The sequence below is a fragment of the Peteryoungia ipomoeae genome, assembly GCF_004912165.1.
Classification (GTDB): Bacteria; Pseudomonadota; Alphaproteobacteria; order Rhizobiales; family Rhizobiaceae; genus Allorhizobium; species Allorhizobium ipomoeae.
In genome coordinates this window covers 1,111,164-1,126,436 of the sequence record NZ_STGV01000001.1, presented here as the reverse complement: position 1 = coordinate 1,126,436, position 15,273 = coordinate 1,111,164, and the positions used below count along the sequence as shown (strand labels likewise).

12 protein-coding genes are annotated in these 15,273 nt (G+C 58.9%); 6 read left to right on the top strand and 6 right to left on the bottom strand.

All coding sequences use genetic code 11. The annotated features are described in order from the left end of the window. Positions 1 to 145 precede the first annotated feature (145 nt). On the top strand, positions 146 to 2,266 hold the full coding sequence (locus FAA97_RS05480; RefSeq protein WP_136597472.1) for a methyl-accepting chemotaxis protein: 2,121 nt from the start codon (positions 146 to 148) through the stop codon (positions 2,264 to 2,266). 65 nt (positions 2,267 to 2,331) lie between these two features. On the opposite strand, the gene FAA97_RS05475 is transcribed toward FAA97_RS05480, so the two are convergent. Then, entirely contained in the window at positions 2,332 to 3,525 is a 1,194-nt protein-coding gene (locus FAA97_RS05475; protein WP_136597471.1) for a hypothetical protein, read from the bottom strand. A 208-nt stretch (positions 3,526 to 3,733) separates the two neighbouring features. On the opposite strand from FAA97_RS05475, the gene parC reads away from it, so the two are divergent. Beyond that, positions 3,734 to 6,010: a DNA topoisomerase IV subunit A gene (parC, locus tag FAA97_RS05470; protein ID WP_136597470.1), complete on the top strand. Its 2,277-nt coding sequence runs from the start codon at positions 3,734 to 3,736 to the stop codon at positions 6,008 to 6,010. Positions 6,011 to 6,063: 53 nt separating this feature from the next. Here the strand turns inward: parC and FAA97_RS05465 are convergent, their stop codons facing one another. Next, on the bottom strand, positions 6,064 to 8,052 hold the full coding sequence (locus FAA97_RS05465) for a putative bifunctional diguanylate cyclase/phosphodiesterase (RefSeq protein ID WP_136597469.1): 1,989 nt from the start codon (positions 8,050 to 8,052) through the stop codon (positions 6,064 to 6,066). Positions 8,053 to 8,360: 308 nt separating this feature from the next. On the opposite strand from FAA97_RS05465, the gene FAA97_RS05460 reads away from it, so the two are divergent. After that, positions 8,361 to 9,401, top strand: coding sequence for a class I SAM-dependent methyltransferase (locus FAA97_RS05460; protein WP_136597468.1), 1,041 nt, complete (start codon positions 8,361 to 8,363; stop codon positions 9,399 to 9,401). Positions 9,402 to 9,448: 47 nt separating this feature from the next. Here FAA97_RS05460 and FAA97_RS05455 read toward each other — a convergent pair whose 3' ends face one another. The 3 genes from FAA97_RS05455 to hemB all read right to left on the bottom strand — a co-directional run bounded on the left by FAA97_RS05455 (position 9,449) and on the right by hemB (position 11,868). Further along, positions 9,449 to 10,216 (bottom strand): arginyltransferase, encoded by a 768-nt coding sequence (locus FAA97_RS05455; protein ID WP_136597467.1) that lies wholly within the window; start codon positions 10,214 to 10,216, stop codon positions 9,449 to 9,451. 104 nt (positions 10,217 to 10,320) lie between these two features. Beyond that, a complete protein-coding gene (locus tag FAA97_RS05450; protein WP_136597466.1) occupies positions 10,321 to 10,782 on the bottom strand; it encodes an RDD family protein in 462 nt (153 codons plus the stop codon). Positions 10,783 to 10,851: 69 nt separating this feature from the next. Beyond that, positions 10,852 to 11,868: a porphobilinogen synthase gene (hemB, locus tag FAA97_RS05445; protein ID WP_136597465.1), complete on the bottom strand. Its 1,017-nt coding sequence runs from the start codon at positions 11,866 to 11,868 to the stop codon at positions 10,852 to 10,854. Positions 11,869 to 12,001: 133 nt separating this feature from the next. On the opposite strand from hemB, the gene FAA97_RS05440 reads away from it, so the two are divergent. Together FAA97_RS05440 and ldtR are read left to right on the top strand one after the other, a co-directional pair. Then, positions 12,002 to 12,439: a DUF6163 family protein gene (locus FAA97_RS05440; protein WP_136597464.1), complete on the top strand. Its 438-nt coding sequence runs from the start codon at positions 12,002 to 12,004 to the stop codon at positions 12,437 to 12,439. A gap of 131 nt (positions 12,440 to 12,570) precedes the next feature. Then, the gene (gene ldtR, locus FAA97_RS05435; RefSeq protein ID WP_136597463.1) at positions 12,571 to 13,080 is read left to right on the top strand and encodes a transcriptional regulator LdtR; all 510 of its coding nucleotides are present in this window, start codon (positions 12,571 to 12,573) and stop codon (positions 13,078 to 13,080) included. Positions 13,081 to 13,185: 105 nt separating this feature from the next. Here ldtR and FAA97_RS05430 read toward each other — a convergent pair whose 3' ends face one another. After that, the gene (locus tag FAA97_RS05430; protein WP_136597462.1) at positions 13,186 to 13,575 is read right to left on the bottom strand and encodes a hypothetical protein; all 390 of its coding nucleotides are present in this window, start codon (positions 13,573 to 13,575) and stop codon (positions 13,186 to 13,188) included. A 304-nt stretch (positions 13,576 to 13,879) separates the two neighbouring features. Here FAA97_RS05430 and FAA97_RS05425 point away from each other — a divergent pair, with 304 nt between their 5' ends. Next, positions 13,880 to 15,208 (top strand): L,D-transpeptidase family protein, encoded by a 1,329-nt coding sequence (locus FAA97_RS05425; protein ID WP_136597461.1) that lies wholly within the window; start codon positions 13,880 to 13,882, stop codon positions 15,206 to 15,208. Positions 15,209 to 15,273 lie beyond the last annotated feature (65 nt).

The following is a 15,273-nucleotide window of genomic DNA, read 5'->3' as shown; positions in this document are numbered from 1 at the left end:
TTTGTTCCGCGACAGCGAGCGATCTGTGAATACTGAGGGTGGGTGGCGCTTACCGCGCTGATTTCATCGTAGTGTCATATAACATTTATCATCCATTAAGAGCCGGACAGCATCACGGAGCCATTGCTAGTTCACCGAGGCTCCCATGTTGTTTTTCCCCCACCTCGATATCGCCAGACGGCTTCTCATCCTCGGCATGCTGTCGCTTGCCGGCATGGCCACGATTGCGATCATTTATGTTGCGCAGGCCCGATCCGAGGCTGCCTTCGGACTGACGGAGGGGCGTTATCAGGCTCTGATCGATCATGTGTCTGACGTGCGCACGCAACTCCGGCAGGCCGATCTGGCCGCGGAGCGTTTCAATGCCAGCCCCTCGGAAGCATCGGCCGCGCCCTTCACGGCGGCGACCGCAGCAGCCGAGGAGAAGTTTAGCGCCATCATGCCCGACCTTGCCGGACTGGAAGGTCACGATTCCGCTTCCGGCGCAGCGCTGGCTGCCAGTATCGTCGACTATTCGGCAGCTTTTGCCGCGCTGTTATCCGCCAGTCAGGAAATTGGCTTTTCGCCGGATCAGGGGCTCCAGGGAGCCATGCAAAGCGCCGTCGACAAGGTACAAACCCTGACGCATGCGGCTCAGAATAGCGACCTTCGCGCCAGCATGCTGACGCTGAGAGGGCATGAGAAAGACTTCATGCTGTGGGGCAATGCCTCGACGCTTGACCGGTTCCACGCCGAAATTCCGTCCTTCAAGGATCATCTGAAGGCGACCTATCCGCCGGGCGCGCAACGCATGAAGGTAGCTCAGGCACTCGACATGTATGTCGTCGCCTTCAAGCTTTATGCGCAAGCCGGATTGAAGCGTGCGGCTGCGCGTCAGGCCCTCAGCCTGGCAGGCACAAAGGCAGAGGAGGGGTTGGCAGCCGAGGCCGAGGCAATCAATACGTCCCTGGCGAAGGCCCAGTCCGACATTGCCGTCAGCCGCGCCGAAAGCGAGCAGCTGGCGATTGGCGTGGTCGCCGCCGTCGTGGTGCTGATCCTGTTGGCCGTATGGTTGATCGGCCGCTCGATCAGCCGCCCACTCTCCGCGATCACGCAGGCAATGCGTCGCCTCGCGGAAGGCGATACGCAGAACGCGGTCGCACATCTCGATCAGCCCAACGAGTTCGGCCAGATGGTCCGCGCCATCGAGATCTTCCGCCAATCCGCAATCGAGCGAAAGCGACTGGAAATGGAAGCAGAGGCTTTGCGCGAGGCTTCGCTTGCCGAGCGGGAAGCGGTGCAGCAGAGGGCAGAGGCAGAGGCGCGCCAGCGTCTAGAGCAGGCCACGGCAGGCCTGGCTGCGGGCTTGCAGGGGCTGGCCGCCGGTGATCTGACAATTTCGCTCGGCACCGCTTTCTCCGAGGAGTTCGAAGGGCTGCGCCATGATCTCAACCAGACCGTGGCCCGCCTGAGCGAGCTTCTCGGTGCGATCGACGGTGCCAGCCGTGCAATTGACGAAGGCAGCCGCGACATCAGCGCGGAGGCAGGCGATCTGTCCGAGCGCACGATGCGACAGGCTTCGGCGCTGGAAGAAACGGCAGCCGCCCTTGGTCAGATTGCCGACAATGTCCGTCATTCGGCGTCCCTCAGCCATGAGGCCCGCACGGCGGTGCGAACCGTCAATGCCAGCATTCAGGATACGGGCACGCTGGTAACCAGTGCCGTGGATGCCATGCAGCGCATCGAGCAATCTTCGCGCAGCATTTCAAGCATCATCGGGGTCATCGACGAGATCGCTTTCCAGACCAACCTGCTTGCGCTGAATGCTGGCGTCGAGGCAGCACGGGCGGGCGAAGCCGGCAAGGGGTTCGCGGTCGTGGCCCACGAAGTCCGCGAGCTTGCGCAGCGTTCCGCCAGTGCTGCAAAGGATATCAAGCAGCTCATCCAGCATTCGGCCGAAGAGGTTACGGGTGGCGCCCGCTACGTACGCGATACCGGTCGAGCGCTCGGCGAGATCGAGCGCGAAATCCTCGGCATCCAGCAGCACATGGAGCAGATTGCATCGGGCGCCCAGGAACAGAGCGCAGCCATTGCCAATGTCAACGAGGCGGTGTCGGGGCTGGATCAGGTCACCCAGCAGAATGCGGCGCTCGTCGAGCGCAATCAGTTGGCGGCCTCGGGGCTCGAGGACCAGGCAGCAAGCCTGCGCCAGCTTGTCGGCACGTTCCGCCTCACCCATCAGAGTGGAAGGCGCGATCGTGATGTCCGGAGAGAACGCGTAGCCTAAGACATTGAGACTTCTTCAGGCAAAGGAATGGCCCGCTGTTCGGCGGGCCATTCTGTTTTCAGCAATCAGTCGTTTGCGGTGACCTTGAGGCCGATCAGCGTCGGGATCGTGTCCGGCGCACCCATGGCGGCACCAACGATCATCGGGAAGGCAACCGGGTTTGCCGGTGCTGCGGCGATGGTCAGCGCCTTCGGATCATCGATATAGGCATTGACGGCGGCGGTGATGTCGTTCTGCAGGGCGCCGAGCTTGGCCTGAGCGAGAAGCAGCGGCAGCATGCCCTTGACCATCTGCGCCATCTGCGCGCCATCGGTACCTTGCGTCTTGCCGGCATAGTCGAAGCCGCGCTTGGTGATACCGGCATCGTCAAAGCGGATCTGGGCGCTGTTGAGCGTCAGCTGCTGCACGAGGCCGAGCATGGCAAGGCCGGCAGCCTGCTGGGTCTGTTCGTTTTCCGGCTGGGCCTGCATCTGGCGTGCCTGTTCCTGCATCTGCTTGATCAGATCAAGTGTGTAGCCGGACAAGCTGAACGCCATGCTCAGCTTGCCAACGTTTGCAACGTCGAAGGAATAGTCGTCGATGTCGATCGTGCCGTCTTCAATTTCCCAGCTGCCCGACATGTTGATCTCGCCCGCGAGGTTTGTCAGCTGCAAGGCCTCGATGGTCTGCTTGGCCTGCGGGTCCTCGACGCTCGACAGATCGGCCTTGAAGCCCGTCGCCGAGCCTTCAAAGGTCATTGTCGATTCGTCTTCGGAAAGGGCGATTGTGGCAATCGCTTCTTCCATGCTGAAGACGCTCTTGCCATCAATGCTGACGTCGACCGGGCCGCTATGTGCCTCTTCGTAGAACATCATCGAGTCCAGTCCCTCGGCATCCGGGTTGCCCGGAACATAGACGCCTGAGAGGTAGAGGTCGGTCACGGAGATGGAGGACTTTTCTTCCTTCACATTGACTTCCGGGAACGAGACCTTCTCGATCTGGTAGCTGCCGCCTTCCTCTTCGGTCACGCCTTCGAAGGTGAGGTCGCCGATGGCCAGGGGCGTTTCGCCGGCCTCGCCAACGGAGAACTTGACGTTCTTCATGACGATGTCGGAGCCAGAAACTTCAATGGATTCCGCCGCGATCGTTCCGCCGCCTGCTGCGTATGAAGTGTTGATCTTGTTCAGGAGGTCCTGCCCATCCAGAGCGAGAGCCTGGCCGGCAAAGCCGAAAACGGCTGCGCTTGCGAGAAGCGACTTGAAGGAGTGGTGTAAGGTCATCGGATATTCCTCTGATGGCTGGTTCCCAGCTTGGGTCAGCATGGCGGTCACGCAGCAGTTCTTATAAAAGGGATTGGAAAAACGTCCACAGATTTCGCCATAGAGCGGATTGCGGCCTGTGGCGGTGACAGAGGTCACAATCCCTTAATCCACAGGGAGAATCCTGCCTTTCCTTGCCGTTTTCACATCTCTCGTCTAGGCAAGTGACATGGGCAAAAATCAGCTTCCGCCAGAAGATGGCGGCGATCACATTCAGCCGGTCGATCTGCGCGCGGCGCTCGAAGAGCGTTACCTCGCCTATGCACTCTCGACCATCATGCACCGTGCGCTGCCAGACGTTCGCGATGGCTTGAAGCCGGTGCACCGGCGCATCATCCATGCGATGAGCGAAATGGGCATCCGGCCCAATTCCGCCTTCAAGAAATGCGCCCGTATCGTCGGTGACGTCATCGGTAAGTTCCACCCGCATGGCGACCAGTCGGTCTACGATGCTCTGGTTCGTCTCGCGCAGGATTTTTCCCAGCGTTATCCCGTCGTTGACGGGCAGGGAAACTTCGGCAATATCGACGGCGACGCGGCTGCTGCCTATCGTTATACCGAAGCCCGTATGACCGACGTCGCGGCCCTTCTGCTCGAAGGGATCGATCAGGACGCTGTCGATTTTCGCCCGACCTACAACGAGGAAGATGACGAACCGACTGTTCTGCCCGGCGCGTTTCCGAATCTCCTGGCAAACGGGGCATCCGGTATTGCCGTTGGCATGGCAACATCGATCCCGCCGCACAATGTGCATGAGATATGCGATGCGGCCCTTTATCTGATCAAGAATCCCGAGGCCTCGGTCGAAGAACTGCTCGCAGATCCCGCGCATCCGGAACGGGGCGGCATCGAGGGACCCGATCTTCCAACCGGCGGCATTGTGATCGAGAGCCGAGCCTCGATGCTCGAAACCTACCGCACGGGTCGCGGCGGCTTCCGCGTCCGCGCCAAGTGGGAGACGGAGGATCTAAACCGTGGCGGCTATCAGATCATCGTCACCCAGATCCCGTTCCAGGTGCAGAAATCCCGCCTGATCGAGAAGATCGCCGAACTTTTGATCGCCCGCCGCCTGCCGCTTCTCGAGGATATCCGGGACGAGAGCGCCGAGGATATTCGTATCGTGCTCGTGCCGAAGAGCCGCACCGTCGATGCGACGCTTCTGATGGAATCGCTGTTCAAGCTCACAGAGCTTGAAAGCCGTATCCCGCTCAACATGAACGTGTTGTCGCAAGGCAAGGTGCCCAAGGTCATGGGCCTGCGCGACGTGCTGGTCGAATGGCTCGACCACCGCAAAGACGTGCTCATCCGTCGTTCGAAATTCCGCCTTGCGGCGATCGACCGCCGCCTTGAAATCCTTGGCGGCTTGCTGATTGCCTACCTCAATCTCGATGAGGTTATCCGGATCATCCGAGAAGAGGACGAGCCGAAGGATGTGATGATCGCCCGCTGGGATCTCACCGACATCCAGGCGGAAGCCATCCTCAACATGCGTCTGCGCAATTTGCGCAAGCTTGAGGAGTTCGAGATCCGCAAGGAGCATGACGAACTCTCAGCCGAGAAGGCCGAGATCGAGACCTTGCTCGCTTCACCGGAAAAGCAGTGGCAGACGGTTTCCTGGGAAATCGGCGAGGTGAAGAAGAAATACGCCAAGGCAACCGAGCTTGGCCGTCGGCGTACGGTCTTTGCCGATGCGCCGGAAGCCAATGTCGAAGCCATCCAGCAGGCCATGATCGAAAAGGAACCGATCACGGTCGTCATCTCGGAAAAGGGTTGGATCCGTGCCCTGAAGGGGCACATTGCCGACACCTCCTCGCTGACCTTCAAGGAAGGCGACGGGCTGAAGGTTGCCTTCGCGGCCCAAACGACCGACAAGATCCTGATCGTCACGACAGGTGGCAAGGTCTATACGCTGGGCGGCGACAAGCTGCCGGGTGGCCGTGGCCATGGTGAGCCGCTTCGTATCATTATCGATATGGAGAACGATCAGGATGTTCTCACCGCCTTCGTTCATGACCCCAGCCGCAAGCTTTTGCTCGCATCGACCGCCGGCAATGGCTTCGTCGTCGCGGAAAGCGAACTGGTTGCCAATACCCGCAAGGGCAAGCAGATCATGAATGTCGGCATGCCGGATGAAGCGCGTCTTGTCGTGCCGGTGAGCGGCGATCACGTTGCCGTGGTCGGTGAGAACCGCAAGCTCCTGGTCTTCCCGCTTGTGCAGATCCCAGAAATGACGCGCGGCAAGGGCGTTCGCCTGCAGCGCTACAAGGATGGCGGCGTCTCCGACGTCAAATGCTTCGCGATGGCAGATGGTCTGACATGGGCAGACAGTGCCGGTCGAGCCTTCAGCAAGTCGAAGGACGAACTGCTTGAATGGATGGGCGACAGGGCGTCAGCCGGTCGTACCGTGCCGAAGGGCTTCCCGCGCAGCGGCAAATTCTCAGGCTGAGTAGTCCTGGCGGATCGCAGGACGTCGGTTCCGCGATCCGACGCCGCGTTCGATCAGGGGCGTGCTACGCGCGCCTTCCGTACCGTTTGAACCCGCACCAGGTCGGCGACCGGGCCTGGACGCCCGAGAAAATAGCCCTGTCCAAGTTCGATGCCGAGTTCTTCCATCAACTCGGTATGGTCTTTGGTTTCCACCCCTTCGATCAGGATCTTCAGGCCGCGATTGCGGATCAGGCGAATGATGTCTTCGAGCATTGCCCGCCCGGCCGGGCCGCGTGTATCCGACAGGAAGGAGCGGTCGATCTTGACTGTATCGAAGGGGAACAGACGCAGCCATGAGAGGCCGGCAAATCCCGTGCCGAAATCATCGAGCCATATGCGGATGCCATGCGCCTTCAGCGCGGTGATGCAGCGGATGACATCGGATTGCCCGGCCATGTCGATGCCTTCCGTGATTTCGAAGGCCAGTTGCTCGCCACTCACTCCAGTTTCATCAAGGATCGTGGAGACTGCCAAGGCAAACCCGCGCGACATCAACTGAGTGGCCGACACGTTTACAGTGGCAAGAGGAGCATGGCCGGGAACCAGAACATCTTCACAGACCCTGCGGATCGCCCAAAGGCCCAGCTCGATGATGGCACCTGTGCGCTCGGCGACGGGGATGAACTGGCTCGGCATGAGAGGCGTGCCATCGGCCATCTTCAGCCGCATCAGCGCTTCGACACCCTCAAGCTGCTTCGTGCGCATGTTGATAATTGGCTGATAAGCCATTGAAACCAAGTCGTTCTTGACGGCGATGCGCAAGGTGGCAGCAATGTTTTCATTCTCGTCGCTTGTCAGCGGATCTGCAGGGTCGAAGACACGCACGCAATTGCGGCCATTCTGCTTTGCGGAATAAAGCGCCCTGTCGGCCTCATCGATCAAGCGTTCGAGCTTGAAGACCGAATGGGGCCGCGTAAATGAGGCGCCGACACTGACGGTCACGTTCTCCTGGCCGTCGCGCCGATTGCTGTGAACAAGCGTCAACGCTTCGATCGTCTTGCGGATTTCTTCGGCGAGGGCCGCAGTCTGTTCCCGCCCGGTAACGTGAGCGACGACGATGAACTCTTCACCGCCGAAGCGTCCGACCGTCGCTTTCAGCGGTTCGAGTGACGTTTGCAGCGCCTTGGCAACCAGGATGAGGCAACGATCGCCGGCCTGATGTCCGTAAAAATCATTGTAGCGCTTGAAAAAATCAACATCGACGAGAATGGCGCAGAATACCTGCCCATCCTTCTGCCAGTCGTTCCACTTCTCCCGCAGTCGCCGTTCGATGGCCCGCCGGTTCTCAACGCCGGTCAGATAGTCGGTGTTTGACAGCTCCTCCAATGCAGAACCACGCAGCTCGGATTGTTTGTGCTGATGTGCTGCTTCCATGGCATTCAGGAAAACGTTGTAGCGTTCTTCGTTGAGCTTCCAGTTCACGTAGGAGGTGAATATCAGGCAGGAAACGTAAAATAATCCAAAAACGAAGATGTAGGTTTGGTCTGCTGGATAAAGATAGAAAATCGTCGCAAAGAATATCAGGAGGACGGCAACCGATGTTGCAACCGAAAGCATAATAAAAAAGCTGAAAAATAGGTTGGCACCCATCATAAAAATGCTGCCAAACACCATGTAAAGCTTAAAGTCTTCAGCGTGTACGGTTTGTGAGGCGGGGACTAACCAGAAGAGATAGCCGAAAACGAGCGCCAATGCGCACGTCACCTCTAGAAATCGCGCGCGCGCTTTTGCCTTCGACAACAACTCGATGACTGCCAGAAAGCTCAGGCCGACAATAAAGCGAGCCTTGATCGTTGCGCCGGCAACATCTGCGATCAGGATGTAATCCGGGATAGAAAAGAGAAGGTATACGCACACTGCAAGCCACAGGCCGGTGCGCGCGGCATTGGCCCTGGAAGCGTCGGTGTGGTCCCGGTAGTATTGACGCAGTGCCTCCGACTGCATTTCAGCAGGGCTGAGCGACCCATCGAGATTACGGGTTCTCGCAGCAAATTGCGACATGGCAATCTCCTTTGAACCCAGAAATGGAGGCCGCTTCAAGTCGGCAGGGCTTTAGCGGTATCTTCATCCGACGGTTGAGCCAAATCAAGTGCAAGGGTTCGCCCTTATTTCCTGTCGGTCGACCCTTGCACAGTTCGCGCAAGAACTCCGATTTCACCAAAAACTCAGCGTCTATAGGGGCTCTGCGAAGAGATCCCGACCGTTAACCAAACGCGCGAATAGTTACCAAATTGAGTCGCGGTCGACCAATGTTCCATTTATGGTGACTGAAGAGTTAACATTCTTACAATTTTTACGATGGTTATAATATGCGACAAAACACAGTTCTTGACGGCAAAAGTCTGATTACCCCTCAGGCCATATCGGCGCATTTTTTGGCATCGGACACACGCACAAAATTGCAAAACGGGGAGCAGGCCAGGGCGGAGCTGGCACTGGTTCTTCAGATTGCATTGCAACAGTTCGATAGTGAGGTGGACCCGGCGAAGATTATTCATCGCGCCGCGGGGGCACTGCACGGAATTCGCAAGCTGTATGCCGCAGAAATTTGGCAGCAGCTGATTCCAATTGCGCAAAAGCATCCAGTCGCGCAGTATTTTCTGCAGGACCCCTTTACCCGATGGTCTTTTGACAAGCCTCGCGGTTACTCGGGCGATGCACAGCTCCTGGATTTCATCTATGGGCACCCGAGCGTGAGTGCCCATGTCGATGGCGCATCGGCTCTCGGGAAAGCCCTTTACGCATATACTCGCGAGGCTTCGTCTTCCGTTGCGGTTCGGGAGCGTCGGGATATCTTGGCGGACTTTGTCGACGAATGTGCCAATCGTTGCGAGGGCTCAGCGGAAGTGCTGACGATCGCGGCCGGCCACTTGCGAGAGGCGCGAATTTCCAAGGCATTTGAATTGGGCAAGATCAAGCGCTGGCTGGCACTGGATCAGGATCCGATCAGCATTGGTTCGATACATCAGGAGTACGCGGGCACGGTCGTGGATCCGGTGGATGGCTCGGTGCTTTCGCTGCTCAAGAATGAGCACGCCCTCGGCAAGTTCGACTGCGTCTATGCTGCCGGCCTCTACGATTATCTCAACGACAAGGTCGCAATCAAGCTGACGGAGAAATGCCTGGATATGCTCAAACCAGGTGGATCTTTTCTGTTTGCCAATTTTGCCACGGAGATCCAGGTCGACGGGTACATGGAAACCTTCATGAACTGGGCGCTTCTGTTGCGCTCCGAAGAAGACATGTGGCGGATTGTTCGCGGTGCGACCGAGGGCATGAATGTCGATTGCAGTCTGCGCTACGGCGAAAATCGCAACATCGTCTATGCCGTCATCCGCAAGCTGGACTGATCCACATCGGCATGAATATAAGGCGACGGCGCCATCGGTGCCGTCGCTTACTCTTCTGCCGGCTCATCTGGATTAAATCGTGTCCAGCCTTGCGACATCAGGTGTTCCTGTGGCTGGAAGCGGGTTTTGTAACCCATCTTGCGCGAACCCCTGACCCAGTAGCCAAGATAGACATGTGGTAGACCAAGCGCCTTGGCGCGCCTGACATGGTCAAGAACCATCATGGTGCCGAGCGAGCGAGGTTCCATATCCGGCGCGTAGAACGAATAGACCATCGACAGACCGTCGGACATCAGGTCGGAAAGAGCGACCGCAATCAGTTCGCCTTTTGGGCGCGCGCTTATTCCGTCTCCCGGTGCTCGCAGGCGATACTCGATCACGCGTGTCTTCACATGGCTGTCTTCCACCATGATCGCGTAGTCGAGCGCTGACATATCGGACATGCCGCCCATCTGGTGACGGGCGTCGAGGTAGCGGCGGAACAGGGAAAACTGTTCGGTTGACGGATGCGCATCGAAAACGCTCGCGACAACATCGCTATTGGTGTTTTCGACGCGACGAAACGAGCGACCATACTGGAACTCGTCCACGAGAATGCGGACGGATACGCAAGCCCGACAGCTTTCGCAGGCCGGCCGATAGGCGATGTTCTGCGAGCGGCGAAATCCGCCCTGGGTGAGAAGGTCATTCATCTCGGTGGCGCGTGGGCCGACGAGATGGGTGAAGACTTTCCGCTCGGCTTCTCCGGCGAGATAGGGACACGGCGCCGGCGCCGTCAGGTAAAATTGCGGGGAGGGGGAAGTCTGGGTGTTCATGTCCCGTTTTCAGAATCCTCTGGCCATCCTTGCGCTAGGATGGCGCAACTTGGCGAAAGGTCAACAGAGACCGAAACTTTCCCGGCCGGGGAAGCTGCGGACGATCAGTATGTTCTGACCGCCGCAGTGCCAAGCAGGAGATCATGGACCAGGCGGGAGCGTTCAATGAACAGACCGGCCAGCAGGATCAGCGGTGTCAAGACGGAATTCAGGATCCAGAACAGCGCCAAATGGGCAATTGCCGTCACGAAGTCGATCTTGCCCCCGTCGAGACGGACCATGGCAATCCCCATCATGCGCATCCCAGGTGTCGCCTGCGATGTGCCGGCAAGGGACATGCCGAAATAAAGGCCCGCAACGATGAAGAACAGGATCGGATAGAGCAAGAAACCGAGTCCAAGCGTCAGCACGCCGAGGAAGAAGACGACAATCGCTGCCGGGATCCACAGGAGGCCGATGAAGAGGTAGTCGACGAGAAACGCGAAGACGCGCCGCGACAGCACACCACTGTAGGCGCGCCAGTCTTCGGGAGCGGAGTAGGAGGGCGAGTTGCTATCGAGGCTCATGGCAGTCTCCGTGGTTGTCCCTCCTGATATGGGAGGGACCCACCCGAAATACAACAGATCGTCGTCCTGTCAGTTTCGCTTGGCCAGCATCTGTGCGACCTCAACGGCAAAATAGGTCAGAATGCCATCGCAACCGGCGCGTTTGAAGCACATCAGCGTCTCCAGCATGGCCCGCTCACCATCAATCCAGCCATTGGCGGCGGCCGCCTTGATCTGGCTGTATTCGCCCGAAACCTGATAGGCAAAAACCGGCAGGCCAAAACTCTCCTTCAGGCGCCAACAGATGTCGAGATAGGGAAGGCCCGGCTTCACCATCAGCATATCGGCGCCTTCTTCCACATCCAGAGCCGCGTCCCGGACAGCCTGCGTGCCGTTGGCCGGATCAATGTAATAGGTTTTTTTGTCGCCTTTCAGGAGGCCGCTGGTCGAAATCGCCTCGCGATAGGGGCCATAGTGGCAAGAGGCAAACTTCGTGGCGTAGGACATGATGCCCACCGACTGATGCCCGGCGGCATCGAGCCCGCGGCGGATCGCACCGATCCGCCCATCCATCATGTCCGACGGCGCGATGATATCGGAGCCAGCATCGGCCTGGGCGACGGCAGCGCGAACCAGCTGGTCCACGGTCTCGTCGTTGACGATCTCGCCGTCGCGCAGGATCCCGTCATGGCCATGGCTGGTGAAAGGATCGAGCGCCACATCCGTGATGACGCCGATGTTCGGCACCGCTTTCTTGATGGCCGTCGTCACCTGATTGAGAAGGTTGTTGCTCTTCAAGACTTCCGAGCCCGTCTGGTCCCGCAGTTCCATTTCCACATTGGGGAAGGTGGCAAGAGCAGGGATGCCGAGGTCGGCGGCGCGTTTTGCGGCTTCGACGGCCTTGTCGACGCTCATGCGGTTGACGCCCGGCATGGCGGTGATCGGCTCCAGGATGTTGGTGCCGGGCACGACAAAGATCGGCCAGATGAGATCATCGACGGTCAGGTAATTTTCTTGGACCATCCGGCGCTGCCAGTCTGCCTTGCGCAGCCGGCGCATGCGGCGATGACCGGTGACCTCGTCGACGCGGTGTGTCTTGTCCATGATCCAAACCTTTCCTGTTTCGCACGCATGGCTGATACCACGCTGATCGCCGCTGCAAAACAGTCTGCACCTGCGGCGAACCGTCTTGTGCCCTTCAACGCTGGCGATGCAGCCAAAGGCGTCCTATCCTTTCACCATGGCACTCGATTCGACACAAAACCCGCGGCGCAGCCTGACAGAGCTCGCCTTCATGATTTTCCTGCGCATTGTCGCCGTGTCCTGCCTATGGTTCGGGCTGCAATACTGGGCCATGCTGGTCGGCTACAGCCATGGGGGGCTCGGGCGGTTCGATCTCTTGTCGCTGCCGTGGCGGGTTGCGGCGTCAAGCCTTGCGGTCATCTTTCCGGTGGCGGCCCTTGGGCTCTGGCTGGCGGGCTCCTGGGGTCCCGTCATCTGGATGCTCGCGGCAGGCGGGCAGGTGTTGATGTTTGGTATCTGGCCGCAGGTCTATGGCCACAATCCGCTTGCCATCGTCATGCATACGATCGTGGCCCTCGTGTTTATCGCTTTTCGAGTGGCGCTGTGGACCGAAAGCAGACACATGCGAGAAGCCATAACGGTTGATTCACCCTGATTGCGGTTCGCGTTATGGTAAGCCTCTGTTAAGCCTGCGTTTTAAATAGAATTTTATGTGCATTGGATACTGTCCTCACCAAGGCGGGAGAAAAAACCAACACCGCCAAACAAAACAGTGAGGCAGACAACATGAACACCAAGCTCAAGCCGCAGTCGGCGCCGCTCGATCCGCAGGAAGAAACAATCCGCTCCCTCTACCTAGAGTCCCTGCATCTGGTGGAGCGTCTCCATCGCCGCCTTCTCGACGTCGTCAAGGACGAGTTCGACCGCAAGGGTCGCTCCGACATCAACGCTGTCCAGGCCCTTCTTCTCTTCAACATCGGCAATTCGGAACTGACGGCAGGCGAACTTCGCTCGCGTGGCTACTATCTCGGCTCCAACGTGTCCTACAACGTCAAGAAGCTGGTCGATCTCGGCTTCATCAACCACCAGCGCTCGCGGGTCGACCGTCGCTCCGTTCGCATCAGCCTGACCGAGCAGGGCCAGGAAATCGCCGAGATCGTTGCCAAACTCTACGAGCGTCACATCGGCTCGATCCAGAAGGTCGGCGGCATCGGCGCGGATGACTTCACCCAGATGAACAAGCTTCTGCAGCGTCTGGACCGCTTCTGGAACGACCAGATCCTCTACCGCCTTTGATCCACGAGGCGACGCGATCACGCATCTCCTCCAGTCGTGCGGTGATCCGATGAGGCGCCAGGGCGCAGCGCAAGGCTGCCCCGCGGCGCCCGTCCTCGTTCATGCCTAGGAGGCTTCCGATATCGATGCCTTCTGAAGTGCCGCTGCATGCCTTTGCAGTCGCGCAATATGGGGGCGAAGGAATGCGAGCGGATGCACCCGATAACCCCGATCGGTGAGGAACTGTCGCACTCTCAGACGATGCTTGAGCTTCAACGGCGTATTGGCGCGCCCGGCCACTTCATCGATCGTCGATCCGTCAAAGAGAATGCTGGCATGCGAGCGGCCTCGTCCGTCACGCAGCGAATAGATCGTGCAGGGGCCGGAAAAGAACTGACCGGCACAATTCCCCATCTGCTCTCCCTCGCGAAGATAGTCGAAACGGCTGACAAGCTCGGCGATATGCCAGCCATCCGGGAAGACATAGATCGGAATGCTGTCATCGACTGGGATCACGCTATGCCTCGTGGCCGTTTCGATTCGCGATTTCAGCAAGCGATCATGTCTGAATTCCGGCTTGTGGCGATGAGGCTGAAACATTTCTGAAGCGGCGCCCGGCGGATTACACAGTCATGTGAGGGGCGTGTGGGGTGACACGAATTGGCCATATTGCTATGGGACCGCGACGGTAGCGAAGAGGGCGCATGACGGCCCCTGATTGTTCGCCTGGGGTCTACGGGGTCCCGTTAAGGCATCGCTTTGTTAACCATAGCGCGCTATGCGTATTGATCTGGTTCAGGAATGAAACGGTAGGAATTTTATGTCCAGGAAGCTTGGAATTGTCGATCTTTCGCGTCGTTCACTGTTACGCGGCGCGGCTGCCGCCGGGGTGGCTGCACTTGCCGGTCAGGCGGCAGCGCAGACTGCGGTGGATGAACTGATCAATGCTAAGCGCCGCGGTAACTGGGATGATCAGTTCGATGCCCAGGCTTCTCGCGCGGCGACGGCGATCGTCACCAACACGCCGATCCTGAGCCAGGCCACGCTGATGAACATGCAGCAGGCGATCAGCCAGTATCAGATGATCGTCGCCAATGGCGGCTGGCCGCAGGTGTTGCCGACCGTGGCCCTTCGCCTCGGCGCCACCGATGCGTCCGTACAGGCGCTGCGTCAGCGACTGATGATTGCCGGTGACCTGCCGCAGGATGCTGGCATGTCCAACTCCTACGATTCCTACGTTGAAGGCGCGGTCAAGCGCTTTCAGGCCCGTCACGGCCTGCCGGAAGACGGCGTGCTCGGCGAGTTCACTATCAAGGCGCTCAACATCTCGGCTGATACCCGCCTCAATCAATTGAACATCAACATGGCGCGCCTGCAGGACCAGCTGACAAAGCCGCTCGAACAGCGCTACCTCCTGGTCAACATTCCAGCAGCTGCTCTTGAAGTGGTTGAGAACGACCAGATCGCCCTGCGCAACACAGCGATTGTCGGCAGCATCAGCCGCAAGTCGCCGCTGGTGAGCTCCAAGGTTTCGGATATCATCCTCAATCCGTATTGGACCGCGCCCCGCTCGATCGTCGAGAAGGATATCGTGCCGCTGATGCGGAAGGATCCGACCTATCTCACGCGCAATGCCATCCGCCTGATCGATGGCAATGGCAATGAAGTTGCACCGGAGAGCATCGACTGGTTTGCCCCGAAGGCGCCGAACCTGACGTTCCGCCAGGACCCCGGCAAGATCAATGCGATGTCGTCGACGAAGATCAACTTCCCGAGCCCAGATGCCGTCTACATGCACGACACGCCGACGCAAGGCTTGTTCAACAAGCTGATGCGCTTCGAATCCTCTGGCTGCGTGCGTATCCAGAACGTCCGCGACGTCGTGGTCTGGGTCTTGAAAAACACGCCCGGCTGGAGCCGTCAGGAAATCGAGCGCGTGATTGCCAGCCGCGTCAACACGCCCATCAGCGTGGCAGACGAGATCGGCGTGCACTGGGTCTACATCACCGCTTGGTCTCCGATGGGCGGCGTCGTTCAGTTCCGCGATGATATCTACGAGCAGGATGGTGACGCGCAGTTGGCGCTGCAGACCAATATCGGCCAGGAGCAGGTCGCTGGTTCCGTGGACGAAGACTTCTTGCCGCAATGAGCTCGGCTGCAAAAATTTGACATGGTCTGATGCCGCGTCGCAAGGCGCGGCATTTGCATTTGCCG